Raw genomic sequence first — 15830 nt, forward strand, 5'->3', positions numbered from 1 at the left:
AATGCGCTGCGCAACGCGCCCGAATCGCTGAGGACTTAGAGCGGGGCCTCGCTGCGCGTCGGCTTTAGACATCCCTACYTACGTCTGCCGCAGCTGCTTGTCTGTGGGAGCGCACCCTGTGCGCGACAAACCTACGGAGCGGTGCACCACACTTCTCCCTCTCCCCTCCGGGGAGAGGGTTGGGGCGAGGGGGCCATCTAGCCTCGCGCTTTCATCAGGCCCGATTGAAAGCTTGGGAAACATCGCGAGATCTCGCGATTATGCAGCCGTCGCAGAGTTCCCCCGCCAATGACTTCTGGCGTATGAAACCACCCAGCCACGGCACCTAAGCTGGAGCGTCGCGCTACCGCGTCCGTTCAGAGGTTTCACTTTCATGCGCAAGCTTCCCCTCGTCGTGGCGCTGGCCACGCTGTTGCTCGGTACGGCGGTTCATGCCGATGACAAGAAAGACAACAAGGACAAGCCGGAGGACAAGCCCGATGCCGTGCTGCTCAAACCGCAGACGTCGGAGACCTCGGGCACGGTGAAGGTCGAGGGCAAGAGCATTGACTACAAGGCGGTGGCGGGCACGTTGGTGTTGCATGGCAGCGGCGACAAGGAGAGCGAGCCGCAGATCAGCATGTTCTACGCCGCGTACTTCAAGAAAGGCGCGGAGCCGGGCAAGCGGCCGATCACCTTTGTCTACAACGGCGGCCCGGGTTCGGCCACGGTGTGGCTGCACATGGGCGCGTTCGGGCCCAAGCGCGTGGTGACCAGCGATGATGCGCATACACCGGCTGCGCCGTACGGCCTGGTGAACAACGATTACAGCTTGCTCGATGCCTCCGATCTGGTCTTCATCGATGCGCCCGGCGCAGGCTTCAGTCGCCTGATCGCCGACGACGCCGACAAGGGCAAGCGCGAAGAGTTGATGAAGGACCGCAAGAAGACGGTCTACAGCGTCGATGGCGACGGCCATGCCTTCGCGCAGTTCATCACCCAGTTCCTGTCCAAGTACAACCGCTGGAACTCGCCCAAGTACTTGTTCGGCGAAAGCTACGGCACCACGCGCTCGGCGGTGGTGGCCAATATTCTGGAAAATGAAAACAGCGTCGACCTCAACGGCGTGATCCTGCTGTCGCAGATCCTCAGTTTCGACAGCAGCATCGATGGTCCGGCCAACAACCCGGGCGTGGATCTGCCGTACGTGGTTGGCCTGCCGACCTTCGCGGCCACGGCGTACTACCACCACAAGCTGCCGCAGCAGCCCGCCGCGCTGGAGCCCTTCCTGCGCGAAGTGGAGCAGTACGCCATGACCGACTACGCCTCAGCCCTGATGGCCGGCTCGCGTCTGGACCAGGGCCGCAAGCAGGCCGTGGCGCAGAAGCTGCATCAGTACACCGGCCTGCCGGTTGCCTACCTGATGAAGGCCAACCTGCGTGTCGACGGCGGCATGTTCGAGCATGAGCTGCAGGCCGATGGCGACATCACCACCGGCCGCCTGGACAGCCGCTTCTCGGGTCCCTCGATCGACCCGCTGAGCAAGTCGTCCGACTACGATCCGCAGTCCTCGGCGATCAGCTCGGCCTATGTGGCGGCGTTCAACGACTACGTGCGGCGCCAGCTCAAGTTTGGCGAAAACCAGACCTATCGCTTGTTCGCCAACATCGACAACTGGGACTTCTCGCACAAGGCGCCGGGCTCGACCGAATCGCTGCAGCAGTCGACCAACGTGATGCCTGATCTGGCCACGGCGATGAAGACCAATCCGAACCTGCGCGTTTCGCTCAACGGCGGCTACTACGATCTGGCCACGCCTTATTTCGCGGCCGACTACGAGATGCATCACATGCCGATACCGGCGAACCTGGAGAAGAACATCTCCTATGCGTGGTATCCGTCGGGGCACATGGTCTACGCCCACGAGGATTCGCTCAAACAGCTGCACGACAACGTGGCGCGCTTCATCGGCGACACCGACAACGTCGGCAAGCATTGATGTGTGCGTGAAGGTGCGCCATGAACGGCGCACCTTCACATCCGGCTACCGCGGGCGGCGTTACGCTCGCGGGCCTCGCCAGCCGGAGGTTCCACGATGAGTACCGAATCCGTAGCAAAGCGCCTGGTGGCCATGTGCCGCCACGGCCAGTTCGAGGAAGCGCAGCACGAGCTTTATGCCAAGGACGCCGTGAGCATCGAGCCGGAGGGCATGGCGCAGGGCCCGCTCGGCAACGTCAAAGGCCTGGACGCCATCCTCGAGAAGGGCAAGCGCTTCCAGGCGGGTGTCACCGAGATGCACGGCGTACAAGTCAGCGAGCCGCTGATCGCCGGCAACTGGTTCAGCGTCGTGATGACGCTGGATGTGACCATGAAGGAATACGGCCGCGTCAACATGCAGGAGATCTGCGTCTATCACGTGAAGGACGACAAGATCGTGCAGGAGCAGTTTTTTTACGATGCGGGTGGGTGAAGTCGACCGTGCCCCCTGTGGGAGCGCACCCTGTGCGCGACGCGGTCTATCGGCTTACCGTGCAATGGGATCTTGCGGCGAGGCCATGCCGGCTTCGCCGGCTGTCGCGCACAGGGTGCGCTCCCACAGGTCATCGGGTCGCGTGAGGCCCCAACAAAAAGCCCCGCTTTCGCGGGGCTCTCTGCAAATGCACCAGCGTGTGCTTAGTCGATGTCGAGGAACGAGCGCAGCTGTTCCGAGCGGCTCGGGTGACGCAGCTTKCGCAGTGCCTTGGCYTCKATCTGGCGGATSCGTTCRCGSGTGACGTCGAACTGCTTGCCGACTTCTTCCAGCGTGTGATCSGTGYTCATGTCGATGCCGAAGCGCATGCGCAGTACCTTGGCTTCGCGCGGCGTAAGGCCGGCGAGCACGTCGCGCACGGTTTCCATCAGGCCCGTTTCGGTGGCTGACTCGATCGGCGAGGACGCGTTGGTGTCCTCGATGAAATCGCCAAGATGGGAATCCTCGTCGTCGCCGATCGGGGTTTCCATCGAGATCGGTTCCTTCGCGATCTTCAGCACCTTGCGGATCTTGTCCTCAGGCATGTCCATTTCCTTGGCCAGCTCTTCGGGCGTCGGCTCGCGGCCGAACTGCTGCAGCATCTGGCGGGAAATGCGGTTCAACTTGTTGATCGTCTCGATCATRTGCACCGGSAYMCGGATGGTGCGGGCCTGGTCGGCGATCGAGCGGGTGATGGCCTGGCGGATCCACCACGTGGCGTACGTGGAGAACTTGTAGCCGCGGCGGTATTCGAACTTGTCCACCGCCTTCATCAGGCCGATGTTGCCTTCCTGGATCAGGTCCAGGAACTGCAGGCCGCGGTTGGTGTACTTCTTGGCGATGGAGATGACCAGGCGCAGGTTGGCCTCGACCATTTCCTTCTTGGCGCGGCGTGCCTTGGCCTCGCCGATCGACATCGTGCGGTTGATTTCCTTGATGTCGGTCAGCGGCAGGAACAGCTTGTGCTCGATCGCGCCGAGCTTTTCCTGCTCGCCGTCGATCGCTTCCTTGTAGGTCTTGATGTTCGGCGACCACTTCTGGCGCTTGCGGCCCAGCTCGTTCGCCCACTCGAGGTTGCCCTCGTTGCTGGGGAACGTCTTGAGGAACTCGGCCTTGGGCATCTTCACGTGCTTGACGAAGATCTCCATCAGCACGCGCTCGTGGTGACGGATATCGTTCACCACTTCGCGCAGCTTGCGCACGAAGCTGTCGATCAGCGCGGACGGCAGCTTGAGCTTGAGGAATTCCTCAGCCATCTGGTCGCGCAGCTTGGTGACCTTCTTGTCGTTGATGTCGGTGGCCTTGGGGGCCGCCTTCTGGAACTTGCCGTAGTAGTCGCGCAGCAACTCCATGCGGCGCTTGACCTCTTCCGGGTCCGGACCAGTCGGGCCGGCTTCTTCTTCTTCGGCCGCGCCTTCTTCTTCTTCGTCTTCGGCGTCCGCGTCGGCTTCTTCAACCTCGGCGTCGGCGGCAGCAGCCTGGGCCGCGTCGGCGGCTTCTTCAAGGTCGGCGAAGCCGGCCAGGATTTCGCTCAGGCGGCGCTTGCCGTCCAGATGCTGGTCGTATTCCTCGAGCAGCAGCTCGATGGTCAGCGGGAAGCTGGCAAGCGCGGTCTGCACCTGGCCCAGGCCTTCCTCGATGCGCTTGGCGATGGCGATTTCGCCCTCGCGGGTCAGCAGCTCGACCGTACCCATCTCGCGCATGTACATGCGCACCGGGTCGGTGGTGCGGCCCACTTCGGAATCGACCGCCGACAGCAACGCGACCGCTTCTTCGGCGGCAGCTTCGTCGTCGGTGGACGCGCCGGGCGCGTTGTCCGAGAGCGGATCGGAATCGGGAGCGGCATCGTGCACTTCAATGCCGACGCCCTTGAGCACCGCCATGATGTCTTCGATCTGCTCCGGATCGACAATGTCGTCGGGCAGGTGGTCGTTGATCTCGGCGTAGGTCAGGTAGCCCTGCTCCAGACCCTTGGAGATGAGCGCCTTGATTTCAGACTGTTGCTCGGGAGCTTTGCTATTCATACCTACCGCCGCGTATGCAGGAACCGATCAGTATACCCATGTGATGCTTTTTTGACCAGTTTTCAAGGAAGAAAATCGGTAGCGCCGACACGCAAAAATCGCGCCAAATCGGCATCTTCCGAGGATTTTTTCGTCTTTGGTCGAGATCGCCGGGGTGCAGGCGTCATGGGGTCTCCAGCCAGAAGGTGACTGGGCCGTCGTTGACCAGATGTACCTTCATATGGGCGCCGAACTGCCCGATTTCCACCCTGGGGTGCGTTCCGCGGGCCAGTTCCACCAGCCGGTCGAACCAGCGGCGGCCCTCCTCGGGCGTCGCCGCGCTGGTGAAGCTGGGGCGCATGCCCGAACGGGTGTCGGCGGCCAGGGTGAACTGGCTGACCAGCAGCAGCTCGCCGCCGGTGTCGGCCAGGGAGCGGTTCATGCGGCCCTGCTCGTCGGCAAATACGCGGTAACCCAGCAGGCGTTCGAGCATGCGCCTGGTGCGCGGTTCGTCGTCGCCGGGCTGCACGGCGACCAGCGCAAGCAGGCCGGGGCCAATGGCTCCGACGGTGGTGTTTTCGACATCGACACGGGCTGACAGGACACGCTGGATCAGGGCGATCATCGAAAGTGGTAACGGCCGGAGACGGCGGAAGCTTAGGGCCTGACTATCGCCGACGCATAGCCTGCGAAAGTTGTAGAGCATGCCCTGGGGCGAAGAACGTAACCGGGCCGCATGTCGTTGACCCGTGAACCGGCGACGCGGGCGGTTACACTGCGTCGCTCATGCGATTCGACATCACCCTCCTCTATCTCCTCCTGCGCCTGTTTGGACGGCTGCCGCTGCGCACGCTGCATGCCCTGGGCGCCGCCATCGGCCGCCTCTCGCTGGCCCTGCACACGCGCACCGCGCACAACACCTCGGTGAACTTGCAGCTGACCCGGCCCGGCCTGGACAAGCGCGCGCATGCCGCCTTGCTGCGCGAAGTGATGGAGGACGCCGGCCGCTCCGCCACCGAGATCACCTGGATCTGGGGCAACGATGCCGAGCGTGCGCTCGACCTGGTGCGCGAGGTCCGTGGCGAGGCGCTGTTCGATGCCGCGCTGGCGTCGGGCAAGGGCGTGATCATCGCGGCGCCGCACCTGGGTTGCTGGGAGTTGCTCAACTATTGGCTGTGCCGCAAGACGCCGATGGCGATCCTGTATCGCCCGCCGCGCATTGCCGCGATCGAAGGCCTGCTGCGCAAGGTGCGCGGCGCGCTGGCGCCGGAGCAGGTGCGTGCCGAAGGCGCCGGCGTGCGCACCTTGTACAAGCGACTGGCTGCCGGTGGCACGGTGGGCATCCTGCCGGACCAGAAGCCGCGTGCCGGCGAAGGCGAAGTGGCGCCGTTCTTCGGCCAGGATGCGCTGACCATGGTGTTGTTGCCGCGGCTGGCCGCGCGCACCGGTGCGACCGTGCTGTTCGCCTTTGCCGAGCGCTTGCCCAAGGGCGAAGGTTTTCGCATCCATCTGCTGCCGGCGCCGGAAGGTCTGGCCGATGCGGACCTCGCGATCGGTTGCCGGGCGCTAAATCAAGGCGTGGAACAGTGCGCGGAGCTGGCCTTCTCGCAGTACCAGTGGCAGTACAAGCGTTTCTCGGCGGACACCTGGAAAAGCCCGTACGACTGAATCACTTGCGCGGCATCCCACCTGTGGGAGCGCACCCTGTGCGCGACATGGGCGCCTGGTCGTTACCGCTCCGCAGGCTTGTCGCGCACAGGGTGCGCTCCCACAAATATCTCGCCGCACGGCAGATGCGGGCGGTTGCTCAGCCCTGCTTTTCCAGCCGCCGCAAAAACACTGTCATTTCCTTCTCGGCCTGCTTGTCGCCGCGCGCCAGGGCGACGCTGATGCCCTGGCGCCACGCGTCGGCGGCGCCGGCTTGGTCATCCATGGCCAGACACGCCTTGCCCAGCAGTTTCCACGCGGCGGAATAGCGGGCGTCAAAGGCCAAGGCCTGGCGAAATTCCGGAATCGCCCCCGCGGCATCGCCCGCCGCAAGCAGCGCATTTCCCAGCGAAAAGCGCAGCAAGGCGCCATCGCGCGGACCGCCGCACTGCGCGCGCAGGTTGGCGATCAGAGCGTCGTTCATTGCAGGGCGCGGGAGCGCCACGGGTCGACCTGGTAGACCCGGGTCGGGTGCGGTGGCTCAGGCGGCACGCGGCCGGCGCGTAGTTCGGCCAGCGATTTGGCCGGCCAGATCACCACCCAGCCGGAGCGGAACGGCTGCACCAGCAGCGCATAGCGCAGCGCATCGTTGGTGAGCTTGTCCGGATGCTCCACGATCAGCCCATCGGGGTGTTCCTGCGCGAACGTCTGCAGGGACTTGCCTTCGTACAGGCGCTCGATGCTGTGGGTCAGGCGGCCGGCGAAATGGAACTGGCCTTCGTAATTGCCCAGCAAGCCCAGGGCCTGGTTCTGCGCATCGGCCGCGCCGAGCAACTGGGCCGACGGCCGCAGGTCGAAGTTCTGCCACATGGTGAGGGTGAACAGCGTATTGAGCGCCAGCGTGCCGACCAGGCCGGCAAACGCCAGGCGCCGCAGCTCGCCGCGACCGCGCAACAACAGCAGCACGCCCAGCAGCACAAACACCACGCTGAAGAAGCGGCTGTAGCGCTGGGTCGTGTCGAACCATTCGCCATGCAGGTCGTTGTGCGAGACCAGCACCGGCAACACGAACAGGAAGATGCCGAACAGGATGCCGCCCACGCCCAGCGGCCAGGTACCCAGCCAGGGGTTGTCGGCCAGCTTCGGACGCTGATCGCGCAGGGCCGCGATGGCGCCGGCCACGAGCAGGGCCGCGCCAGCGAATTCCGGCAGCGGGTAATACAGCTGCTTGCCGCTGATGAAGGAGAACACCACGATCACCGGCACCAGCCAGCACAGCGCAAAACGCAGGCCGCTATCGAGCGGGCGGCGCAGCGTGGCGAGCGCCACCCAGGCGCGCGGCCATCCGCTGAACGGGAACAGCAGCGCCGGGATCATCGGCACGTACCACCAGAACGGGCGTGCGTGATCGAACGCGTTCACCACGCGGCCGGCGGTCTGGGTGAAGAACAGGCGTTGGCGGTAAGCCTCACCGCCCGCGAAGCCGGCAGGCAGCGCCCAGGCCAATAGCATCGCACCGCCCAGCAGCAGCGCCAGCACGCCGCGGCCGTACCAGCGCATGCGGTTGTCGCGAGCCCAGTCGCTCCACAGCGRGCCGAGCAGGAAGGGGAAGGCCACGTGCAGAAACATCACCGGGCCCTTGGTGAGCAGGCCCGCACCCACGCACAGGCCAAACAGCAGCCAGCGCGGCTCCGCGCGGTCCCGCTTGGGCGTCAGGCAAAGCAGCGCAGCCAGCACCCAGACCGCCAGCAGCACCTCGTACATGATCTGCAGGCCGAACAGGAACGCATAACCGAGCGCCAGCAGGATCCACGGCGCGCCCTTGGCCACCCACGGGCGGTTCGGAAACAGGCGCTGCGCCAGCACCGACACCAGCACCAGCTGGGTGCCGCCAAAGATCACCTCAAGCACGCGCGGCCAGATGTCGTTGACGCCGGTCACCAGCCAGCCGGCGTGGATCATCCAGAACAGCAGCGGCACCTTCTCGCTGTAGGGCGAGCCATTGATGTGCGGCACCAGCCAGTCGTGGTGAATCCACATCTCCCAGGCCACCGCGAGCGTGCGGGTGGAATACAGCGGCATCGGGCCGTGCGAGAAGATCGCCAACAACGCGGCCAGGGTCCACAGCGGCAGCCATGGCCAGAGGGAGCGCAGGTGTTCTGAGCGGCTATAGCTGCTGGATGCCACGGGCAGTCTTCTTTATGGGATTGAAACAATTCTAGCCCGAGCTGCCCCTGCTCCACGCTGACCCGGCCGCCGCGCGGCCGGGGCTGGGCTCAGTAGCGGGCCGGTCCCCAATAGCCGATGCGCCGGCGGATTTTCAGTTTTCGCCAGAAATTCCGAGGCTTAGGGCGACGGTTGCGGCCGCCGGCGGCAATGAAGCCGTCAATCGCTTTGAGGATGCGCTCGGCCGAGTGGCCATCGCGATACGGATGGATGGCCTCGCCGTACTCATGGATGGCCTGCATCAGCTCGGCCGGTCGCGACAGCGCGCGCTCGATCGCCGGCTCGAACTGCGACACYTGGTCGATATCGATCAGCTGCGGACCCGGCCGGCGGTTCTTGAAGGTCACCACGGGCTTGCCGGTGAGCAGGAATTCATTGAGTGCGGAGGAGGTGTCCGAGCACATCATGTCCACCTGCGGAAACAGCTCGAGGATGTTGTCGTTCTCGGCGAACGTCAGGTGCTCGTTCTGCAGCGCCTTGTACTTGGCCACCGTGGCCGGATCCATCTTCGGATGGAAGGTCACGATCCAGCGCCAGCGCCCGTCGCGCGAGAGGCGTTTGACTTCCTCATACAGCGTTTCGGCGGCGCTCCAGGACGGCGAGAAGGTGGAGTGGTACAGGATCACCGGCGGCTGGCGCACCGGCGGGATCGGTCCGGTGATTTCGCGCATGAAGGGGTCCAGCTTGGGAAAGCCGGTCTCCACCACGCTGAAGTGGCCGACGCGATCGGCGATGGCCTGGAACTGCGCCGTGTCGCGCGGACCGGTGGTGCAGTACAGATCGAAGAAGCCGCGGATATAGATATGTCGCGGCTTGCCCGCATCGAAGCCGTGGAAGGTTTCCACCTTCACGCCGGGAAAGAAATGCGGCACCGCATTGCTGGAGGTGATCACGGCTCGCGGCTTCCACGCGCGCACTTCTTCCACCGTCAGCGCGCGCTCGCCTTCCACCAGGTCTTCGGCGCCGGGACCGTCGAAGAACCAGGCGGCCTCGTCGCCGCGGGCGCGGATCGCGTCCTGGATCGGACGCAGGATGGCCAGCGCATAGCGCTCGGAGCCATACAGCAAGTAATGCTCTCTCAGAGCGGGGTCTTTACTCATCGATCGATGCCATGGCGGATCAGGGCGTCGGTGGCCGTCTGCAGCGACGCGGGATTGCGGCGCATCTCGTAGTAACGCATGCGTTTGTAAGCGGCATACGAGGCGCCTGTCTGCGCGATCACAAAGCCACGCCAGCCATCGAGGAAGGCCAGCCGCAGGAAGTAATCCTTCACGAAGGCCAGCAGATACACGAAGGGCGTCTGCCACATGCGCACCGGCTTGTTCTTCTGCAGCCAGTCACGGCATTTGAGTTCGGCGTAGCGCAGCACCTTGATCTGTTTCTCGGGCAGGCTCGGGTTGTTCTCGTGGTTGAACACTTCTTTCAGCAGCACGGAAGGTCCATCGAAACGCAGCGACTCGTGCACGCGCACATCGGCCCAGCGCGCGCGGTCGCGGTGGTACAGGCGGGCCATTTTCTCGCCACGGCCCGGCAGGTACCAGCGCATGCGCTCGCCCATGAAGATGGTGGAGCGACGCAGGTAGGCCGCGCAAAGATTGCTGGCCATCAGCTTGGGCAGCCGCTGCTCCAGTTCGGCCGCCAGTTCGGGCGAGAGGTACTCGTCGGCGTCGAGCGCCAGCACCCAGTCATTGCTGCACTGCGTCGTAGCGAAATTGCGCTGCGGCCCGAAGCCCAGCCACGGCTGGTGCACCACCCGTGCGCCGTGGGCCTGCGCGATGGCTACCGTGTCATCGGTACTCCCGCTGTCGACCACAAGTTTTTCACTGGCGAAGGGCACGCTATCCAGACAGCGGCCAATATGCTTCGCCTCGTTGTACGTCATGACCACGAGGGTGAGGGAAAAGGTAGGCATAAAGTGAATTCTACCGGTATTCGCCGGCAGGCTTGGTCCTCCGGGAGGCCCCGGTCGGCGTTAGCCGACAGGGTCGCGGTCGGCTCAGTTTCAGCTGGAACCGTGCACTATTCTGCTGACTTTGGGCGGAGCAAAGCCGAAAATAGACCGGTTTCGGGTCCGCCCGGGCCGCAGTAACGAACAGGCAAGCAGGCAGTATGAGAAGCAGGGCGATCCCATTGAAAACCGACGTTCAGCCGAAGAGCCGGGCCATTACGCGCACGATTCTTGGCGTGGGCATCGTCTGGATGATGCTGGGGATGGTCATCATGCCGGCCGGCGTGTCGTTCAATCCCGGCAAGCCCTACCAGACCAGCCTGATCGTGTTGCTCTACCTGCCCGCCCTGGCGCTGTCCTTCTCGCAGGGCGCGCGGGTATGGCGCGAACTTTGGCCGCTGCCGGTGTTCCGGGTGTTCCTGGCGTTGCTGGCTTGGGCGCTGCTCTCCTTGAGCTGGGGCCACATACCCCATGCGGGGGACGAGGTCGGCCGCCTGATCAGCGTGCTGGCATTCGTGCTGGGCTGGCATGCCTATGCCGCCAACGACGTGTCGCGCATCCGCCATCTGCTGCTGGCCGCCGGCCTGGCCATCGGGGCTTGCGCGATCTACTACTGCATCAGTTTTGTGCGCGCTCCCATGGAAGACGGCCGTATCGTCGGCGAGGGGACGATCGCCACCGCCAATTACGCGGCGGCGCTGATGGGGGTGGTGGCGCTTTGGCTCAGCCAGCTCGATATCGACGACCGTCGCTGGTCGATCGCACGCTATGCGGCGATGGCGGTGCTGCTGCTCTTCGTGGGGCTCACCCAGACGCGCAGCGTGTGGCTGGCCCTGGCGCTGGCCATCGTGCTGATGCCGCTATGGCAGCCCGGCCGGGTCCATCGCTGGGTGGCGGTGACCATCGCCGTACTGGCGGCGATCATGTTGCTCTGGCCAGCGACCATGCTGACCGTGCGTGGCACCTCGTTGCGTCCGGAGCTGGCCCTGCAGGCGATGCATCTGGCCGCCCAGCACCCTCTGCTGGGATTGGGTCAGGGCGCCCCCATCAGCCTTATCGTCAACGGTGCGGCCTACACGCATACACACAACCTGCTGACCCAGGTGACGGTGGAACTGGGCCTGCCCGGCCTGCTGCTGACCGTCGCCATGTGGCTCATGCTCGGCTGGCAAGGCTGGCGCCATCGCGGCACCCTGCAGGGTCGGCTGGTCCTGACCATCTGGGTTTACGCCTCGGTCGTACTCCAGTTCGATATGCCGCAGATGCTCGACAGCCCGCGGCCGGCATGGCTGCTGATCTGGCTGCCGATGGGTCTGGTCGTGGGCCTGCTCGCGGGTGACCGGGCCAAGCCGGCAATTTCCATCCATTGAAACTAAAGTACCCCGACGTGTTGGGGATTCGGGGATCTCGATGAACAAGGTGTTGGTTACCGGCGGTGCGGGCTTCCTGGGCTCCCATCTGTGCGACCGGTTGCTGCGCGACGGCCATGACGTGCTGTGCGTGGACAACTTCTTTACCGGCAGCAAGCAGAACATCGCGCACCTGCTCGACCACCCGTACTTCGAGATGATGCGGCACGACGTGACCTTCCCGCTCTACGTGGAAGTGGACCGCATTTTCAATTTCGCCTGCCCTGCCTCGCCGGTGCATTACCAGCACGATCCGGTGCAGACCACCAAGACCAGCGTGCACGGCGCGATCAATATGCTCGGCCTGGCCAAGCGCACCGGCGCGCGCATCCTGCAGGCCTCGACCAGCGAAGTGTATGGCGATCCGGAAGTCCATCCGCAGCGCGAGGACTATTGGGGCCGCGTCAATCCCATCGGCTTCCGCAGCTGCTATGACGAAGGCAAGCGCTGCGCCGAAACGCTGTTCTTCGACTACCACCGCCAGCACAACCTGGACATCAAGGTGGTACGCATCTTCAACACCTACGGCCCGCGCATGCATCCGAACGACGGTCGCGTGGTCAGCAACTTCATCGTGCAGGCGCTGCGCGGCGAGGACATCACCATCTATGGCGATGGCAGCCAGACGCGCAGCTTCTGCTATGTCGACGACCTGATCGAAGTGATCACCCGCATGATGAACAGCGAGGCCGGCTTCGTCGGCCCGGTGAACATCGGCAACCCGGTCGAGCACACCATGCTGCAACTGGCCGAGCGTGTGATTGCGCTGGTCGGCGGCAAATCCAGGCTGGTGTTCCGCCCGCTGCCTTCGGACGATCCGCGCCAGCGCCAGCCGGACATCGCCCTGGCCAAGGAAAAACTTGGCTGGGAGCCGCGCGTGAGCCTGGACGATGGCCTGCGCGAAACCATTGCCTACTTCCGTCAGCTGCTGAAGGGAGAGGTGGCTGCATGAAGGCTCTGACCTTCAGCGTCATCATCACCAACTACAACTACCGCGACTACGTCGGCGAGGCGATCGACAGCGTGCTCGCGCAGACGCGCGCCGCCGCCCAGGTCATCGTGATGGACGATGGCTCCACCGATGGTTCGGCCGCCTGGCTGGCCGAGCGCTACGGCAACGACGAGCGCGTGACGCTGCGCTGCGTGAGCAATGGCGGTCAGCTGTCGGCGTTCGTCAAAGGCATGGAGGGCGTCACTGGCGACATCGTGTGTTTTCTTGATGCCGATGATCATTGGGACAAGGATTACCTGGCGCGCATCGGCGAGGTGTACGACAGTCGCCGGGATATCGATTTCGTGTTCACCGATGTCAACTTGTTCGGCAATGAGCAGGGCATCGTCGGCTACGCGGATCGCGCGACCGATCTGGGCTATACCGCCATCAGCACCTGGGTGACGGCCTACTGGTACGGCGCTGCCACATCGGCCTTGTCGATGCGGCGCATGTGGGCGCAGCGGGTGCTGGATCTGCCGCATACGTTTCTCACGACGTGGCGCATTTCGGCCGATAACTGCCTGGTGTTCGGCACCAGCGTGCTGGGTGCGCACAAGTATTACCTGCCCACGGGCATGGTCCATTACCGCGTCCATGGCGCCAACGGCTGGTGGCACGCACGCGATCGCGAGAACCAGTTCGCCAACCTGTTCCGCTCGCGCACGCTGATCAATCACTACGCCGAGCGCATGCATATGGACGTCCATACGCTGGACCTGGCCAAGGCCGAGTTCCGCAGCAAGCCGGCGGCAGGCATGGATGAGGCCTGGCGCTATGCCGGCATTGCGTTCCGGCGCGGCACGGCGGGCTGGCTCAAGCGGGTGGAGCGCACGGTATCCATCCTCCGGCACGGCCGTCGCAACAGCGGCAAGGCGGGCGCGTGATGTTTCGCGGGGCCGCTGGCATATGAGCGCCGGGCTGGAGCTCAAGGTCAGCGTGATCCTGCTGACTTACAACTGGCCACAGGCGCTTGAGCGCATGCTCGAAGGCCTGGCCCGCCAGACCCAGCTGCCTTGCGAAGTCATCGTGGCCGATGATGGCTCGAGCGAACAGACCGCTGCCTTGGTCAAGCGCATGGCGGCGACGTTCCCGGTGCCGCTGCGCCACCTGTGGCAGGAAGACCATGGGTTTCGGGCGGCGCGTGCGCGAAATCGCGGCATTGCCGCCAGTCGGGGCGATTATGTGATCCTGCTCGACGGCGACATGCTGATCGAGCCGCACTTCATCGCTGATCATCTGATGCTGGCCGAGCGTGGATACTTCCTGCAAGGCGGGCGCATCAAGGCCACGGCTGAGGAATCGCAGCGACTGCTCCAAGGCAAGCCGCCCGTTTTCGCGCCGTGGTCGACCGCCCATTTCGACGAGTTCGATGGCACAAAGCGGCTCTACGCGTTCCGTGCACCGTGGCTGGCGCGATGGAAGTCCCGCTCGCGCAACGGTGGGCGAGTGATGAGCTGCAACATGAGTTTCTGGCGCGACGATCTGTTGAAGGTCAATGGCTTCGACGAGCGCATGGAAGGCTACGGCGCGGAAGACCGTGAGCTGGCGGCACGCCTGGAAAATACCGGCCTCAAGCGGCGCGCGCTCAAATGGGCAGCGCTCGCCGTGCACCTGTGGCACAACTCGCGTTCCCCGCCGGACGTCGACGACATGAGCTTGCCCAACAACGTGCTTTTCCACGAAACGCGCACGCAAGGGATCACCTGGTGCGAGCGCGGGATCAGCCAGCACATCGACCTGCTCGGTGAAAGCGATCACGCGGGATGAAACTGCTCTATACGAATTTTCATCACGGCGACGGCGGCGGCCACACCACCTACATCCGCGAACTTGCCGCGGCGCTGGCATCGCGGCACGAGGTACATGTGGCGGCGCCGCCAGACAGCCGCCTCAATCGCGAGGCGCGCGCCTTGCCCGGCGTGTTCGTGCTGGACCAGCCGTTTCCGAACGGCTTGAACAAATGGAAAGCCCGGCGTCGCGCGCGAGCGCAACTGGCCTCGTATCTGCGTGAGCAGGCGTTTGATCTGATCCACGTCAACGGCTCCGCCGATCATCGCCTGGTGCTTTCGGCCATGCCGACCAAGCGTCCCGCCTTGGTGTGGACCAAGCACAACTCCAAACCGGTCCGTGGCCTGGGCGCCGCGCTGCGCGCACGGCACACGGATATGGTCATCGCCGTGTGCGAGTACACGCGTCGCGAATTGCTGCAGACCGCCTATCGCCGCTGCAAGTTGGAAACGGTCTACAACGGCGTGGATATCGAGCGTTGGTCTCCGTGGCCGATCGACCAAGCCAGGGCTGAGCGTGCACATTGGACAGGTGGCGATGAAAGCGTGTTGGTGCTCGGTAGCAACGCAGGAACGGCGAGTTACAAAGGCTGGATGGACCTCATGGAAGCATTGCCGATGCTGCCGGAGGAGATTCGCCGCCGACTGCGCGTGGTGATTGCCGGCGTGCCGCCCAAGACGGCAGAACTGGAGCGAGTCGCCGCGCTTGGTGTGTCCGATCAGGTGCATTTCACCGGCGTGTTGACCGACGCCCGCCCCATGGTGGCCTCGCTCGACGCGGGCTTCGTGTTGTCCTACGACGTGGAAACCATCTCCTTCGCCTGCCGCGAAATGATGGCGATGGGCAAACCGGTGCTGCTCACCCGCTATGCCGGGCTGCCAGAGAATATCCACGAAGGAAAGGACGGCTGGCTGGTACCGGTGCRTGATCGCGCCGCCCTTGCAGCCGCCGTGCAGCGATTGCTCGAACAACGCGACACCCTGCCTGCGATGGGCGCAGCGGCGCGCCAGCATGCGGAGCAGGAGTTTGGGCTGCCGCTGTTTGTGGGTCGAACGGAGCAGGTTTACCAGGATCTGCTGGACATGCGTCGGACCTGATCGCCGGGACGAACAGGGCGAAGTGAGGTGCATCGCATTTCTATCGCGCCGACAACCTGGCCACAACGCAACTGTAGGAGCGCACTTGTGCGCGACCATCTAACGGAGCGGTTCACCCATGCGCTGCGGTCGCGCACAAGTGCGCTCCTACAAGGGGACATGCAGCCCGGTGCCGATCAGCTCTTTGTGGGAGCGCACCCTGTGCGCGACAAGCCTACGTAGCGATACAC

14 protein-coding genes are annotated in these 15830 nt (G+C 64.4%); 8 read left to right on the forward strand and 6 right to left on the reverse strand.

Annotated features, from left to right (window positions below):
- Positions 1 to 373 precede the first annotated feature (373 nt).
- Both AC1DMG_RS09040 and AC1DMG_RS09045 read left to right on the forward strand, forming a co-directional pair.
- Positions 374 to 1978, forward strand: coding sequence for a S10 family peptidase (locus tag AC1DMG_RS09040; RefSeq protein WP_441601900.1), 1605 nt, complete (start codon positions 374 to 376; stop codon positions 1976 to 1978).
- 96 nt (positions 1979 to 2074) lie between these two features.
- Positions 2075 to 2449 carry a SnoaL-like domain-containing protein gene (locus AC1DMG_RS09045; RefSeq protein WP_441601901.1) on the forward strand — a complete coding sequence of 125 codons (375 nt, stop codon included), beginning with the start codon at positions 2075 to 2077 and terminating at the stop codon, positions 2447 to 2449.
- A 203-nt stretch (positions 2450 to 2652) separates the two neighbouring features.
- Here AC1DMG_RS09045 and rpoD read toward each other — a convergent pair whose 3' ends face one another.
- Together rpoD and dtd are read right to left on the reverse strand one after the other, a co-directional pair.
- Positions 2653 to 4512: an RNA polymerase sigma factor RpoD gene (rpoD, locus tag AC1DMG_RS09050; protein ID WP_477180429.1), complete on the reverse strand. Its 1860-nt coding sequence runs from the start codon at positions 4510 to 4512 to the stop codon at positions 2653 to 2655.
- Between the two features lie 163 nt (positions 4513 to 4675).
- Positions 4676 to 5116 carry a D-aminoacyl-tRNA deacylase gene (gene dtd, locus AC1DMG_RS09055; RefSeq protein WP_441601903.1) on the reverse strand — a complete coding sequence of 147 codons (441 nt, stop codon included), beginning with the start codon at positions 5114 to 5116 and terminating at the stop codon, positions 4676 to 4678.
- Positions 5117 to 5277: 161 nt separating this feature from the next.
- Between dtd and AC1DMG_RS09060 the strand changes: the two genes are divergently transcribed.
- Positions 5278 to 6159: an LpxL/LpxP family acyltransferase gene (locus AC1DMG_RS09060; RefSeq protein WP_441601904.1), complete on the forward strand. Its 882-nt coding sequence runs from the start codon at positions 5278 to 5280 to the stop codon at positions 6157 to 6159.
- 139 nt (positions 6160 to 6298) lie between these two features.
- Here the strand turns inward: AC1DMG_RS09060 and AC1DMG_RS09065 are convergent, their stop codons facing one another.
- The 4 genes from AC1DMG_RS09065 to AC1DMG_RS09080 form a co-directional block, all read right to left on the reverse strand.
- Positions 6299 to 6622, reverse strand: coding sequence for a hypothetical protein (locus AC1DMG_RS09065; protein WP_441601905.1), 324 nt, complete (start codon positions 6620 to 6622; stop codon positions 6299 to 6301).
- Positions 6619 to 8325: an ArnT family glycosyltransferase gene (locus tag AC1DMG_RS09070; RefSeq protein ID WP_477180430.1), complete on the reverse strand. Its 1707-nt coding sequence runs from the start codon at positions 8323 to 8325 to the stop codon at positions 6619 to 6621. The genes AC1DMG_RS09065 and AC1DMG_RS09070 overlap by 4 nt, the downstream gene beginning before the upstream one ends.
- Before the next feature lie 89 nt (positions 8326 to 8414).
- On the reverse strand, positions 8415 to 9464 hold the full coding sequence (locus AC1DMG_RS09075) for a UDP-N-acetylglucosamine 2-epimerase (protein WP_441601907.1): 1050 nt from the start codon (positions 9462 to 9464) through the stop codon (positions 8415 to 8417).
- Positions 9461 to 10276 (reverse strand): glycosyltransferase family 2 protein, encoded by an 816-nt coding sequence (locus AC1DMG_RS09080; RefSeq protein ID WP_441601908.1) that lies wholly within the window; start codon positions 10274 to 10276, stop codon positions 9461 to 9463. Before AC1DMG_RS09080 ends, AC1DMG_RS09075 begins: the two co-directional genes overlap by 4 nt.
- A 218-nt stretch (positions 10277 to 10494) precedes the next feature.
- On the opposite strand from AC1DMG_RS09080, the gene AC1DMG_RS09085 reads away from it, so the two are divergent.
- From AC1DMG_RS09085 to AC1DMG_RS09105, 5 genes are read left to right on the forward strand one after another with little or no spacing between them, the layout of a single operon-like run.
- Positions 10495 to 11682, forward strand: a complete 1188-nt coding sequence (locus AC1DMG_RS09085) for an O-antigen ligase family protein (RefSeq protein WP_441601909.1) — start codon at positions 10495 to 10497, stop codon at positions 11680 to 11682.
- Between the two features lie 40 nt (positions 11683 to 11722).
- On the forward strand, positions 11723 to 12673 hold the full coding sequence (locus AC1DMG_RS09090; RefSeq protein WP_441601910.1) for a UDP-glucuronic acid decarboxylase family protein: 951 nt from the start codon (positions 11723 to 11725) through the stop codon (positions 12671 to 12673).
- Positions 12670 to 13599: a glycosyltransferase family 2 protein gene (locus tag AC1DMG_RS09095; protein ID WP_441601911.1), complete on the forward strand. Its 930-nt coding sequence runs from the start codon at positions 12670 to 12672 to the stop codon at positions 13597 to 13599. The genes AC1DMG_RS09090 and AC1DMG_RS09095 overlap by 4 nt, the downstream gene beginning before the upstream one ends.
- A gap of 22 nt (positions 13600 to 13621) precedes the next feature.
- The gene (locus AC1DMG_RS09100; protein WP_441601912.1) at positions 13622 to 14482 is read left to right on the forward strand and encodes a glycosyltransferase family 2 protein; all 861 of its coding nucleotides are present in this window, start codon (positions 13622 to 13624) and stop codon (positions 14480 to 14482) included.
- A complete protein-coding gene (locus AC1DMG_RS09105) occupies positions 14479 to 15600 on the forward strand; it encodes a glycosyltransferase family 4 protein (RefSeq protein WP_477180431.1) in 1122 nt (373 codons plus the stop codon). Before AC1DMG_RS09100 ends, AC1DMG_RS09105 begins: the two co-directional genes overlap by 4 nt.
- The last annotated feature ends 230 nt before the right edge of the window (positions 15601 to 15830 follow it).

Source organism: Dyella sp. 01N36 (assembly GCF_056399745.1).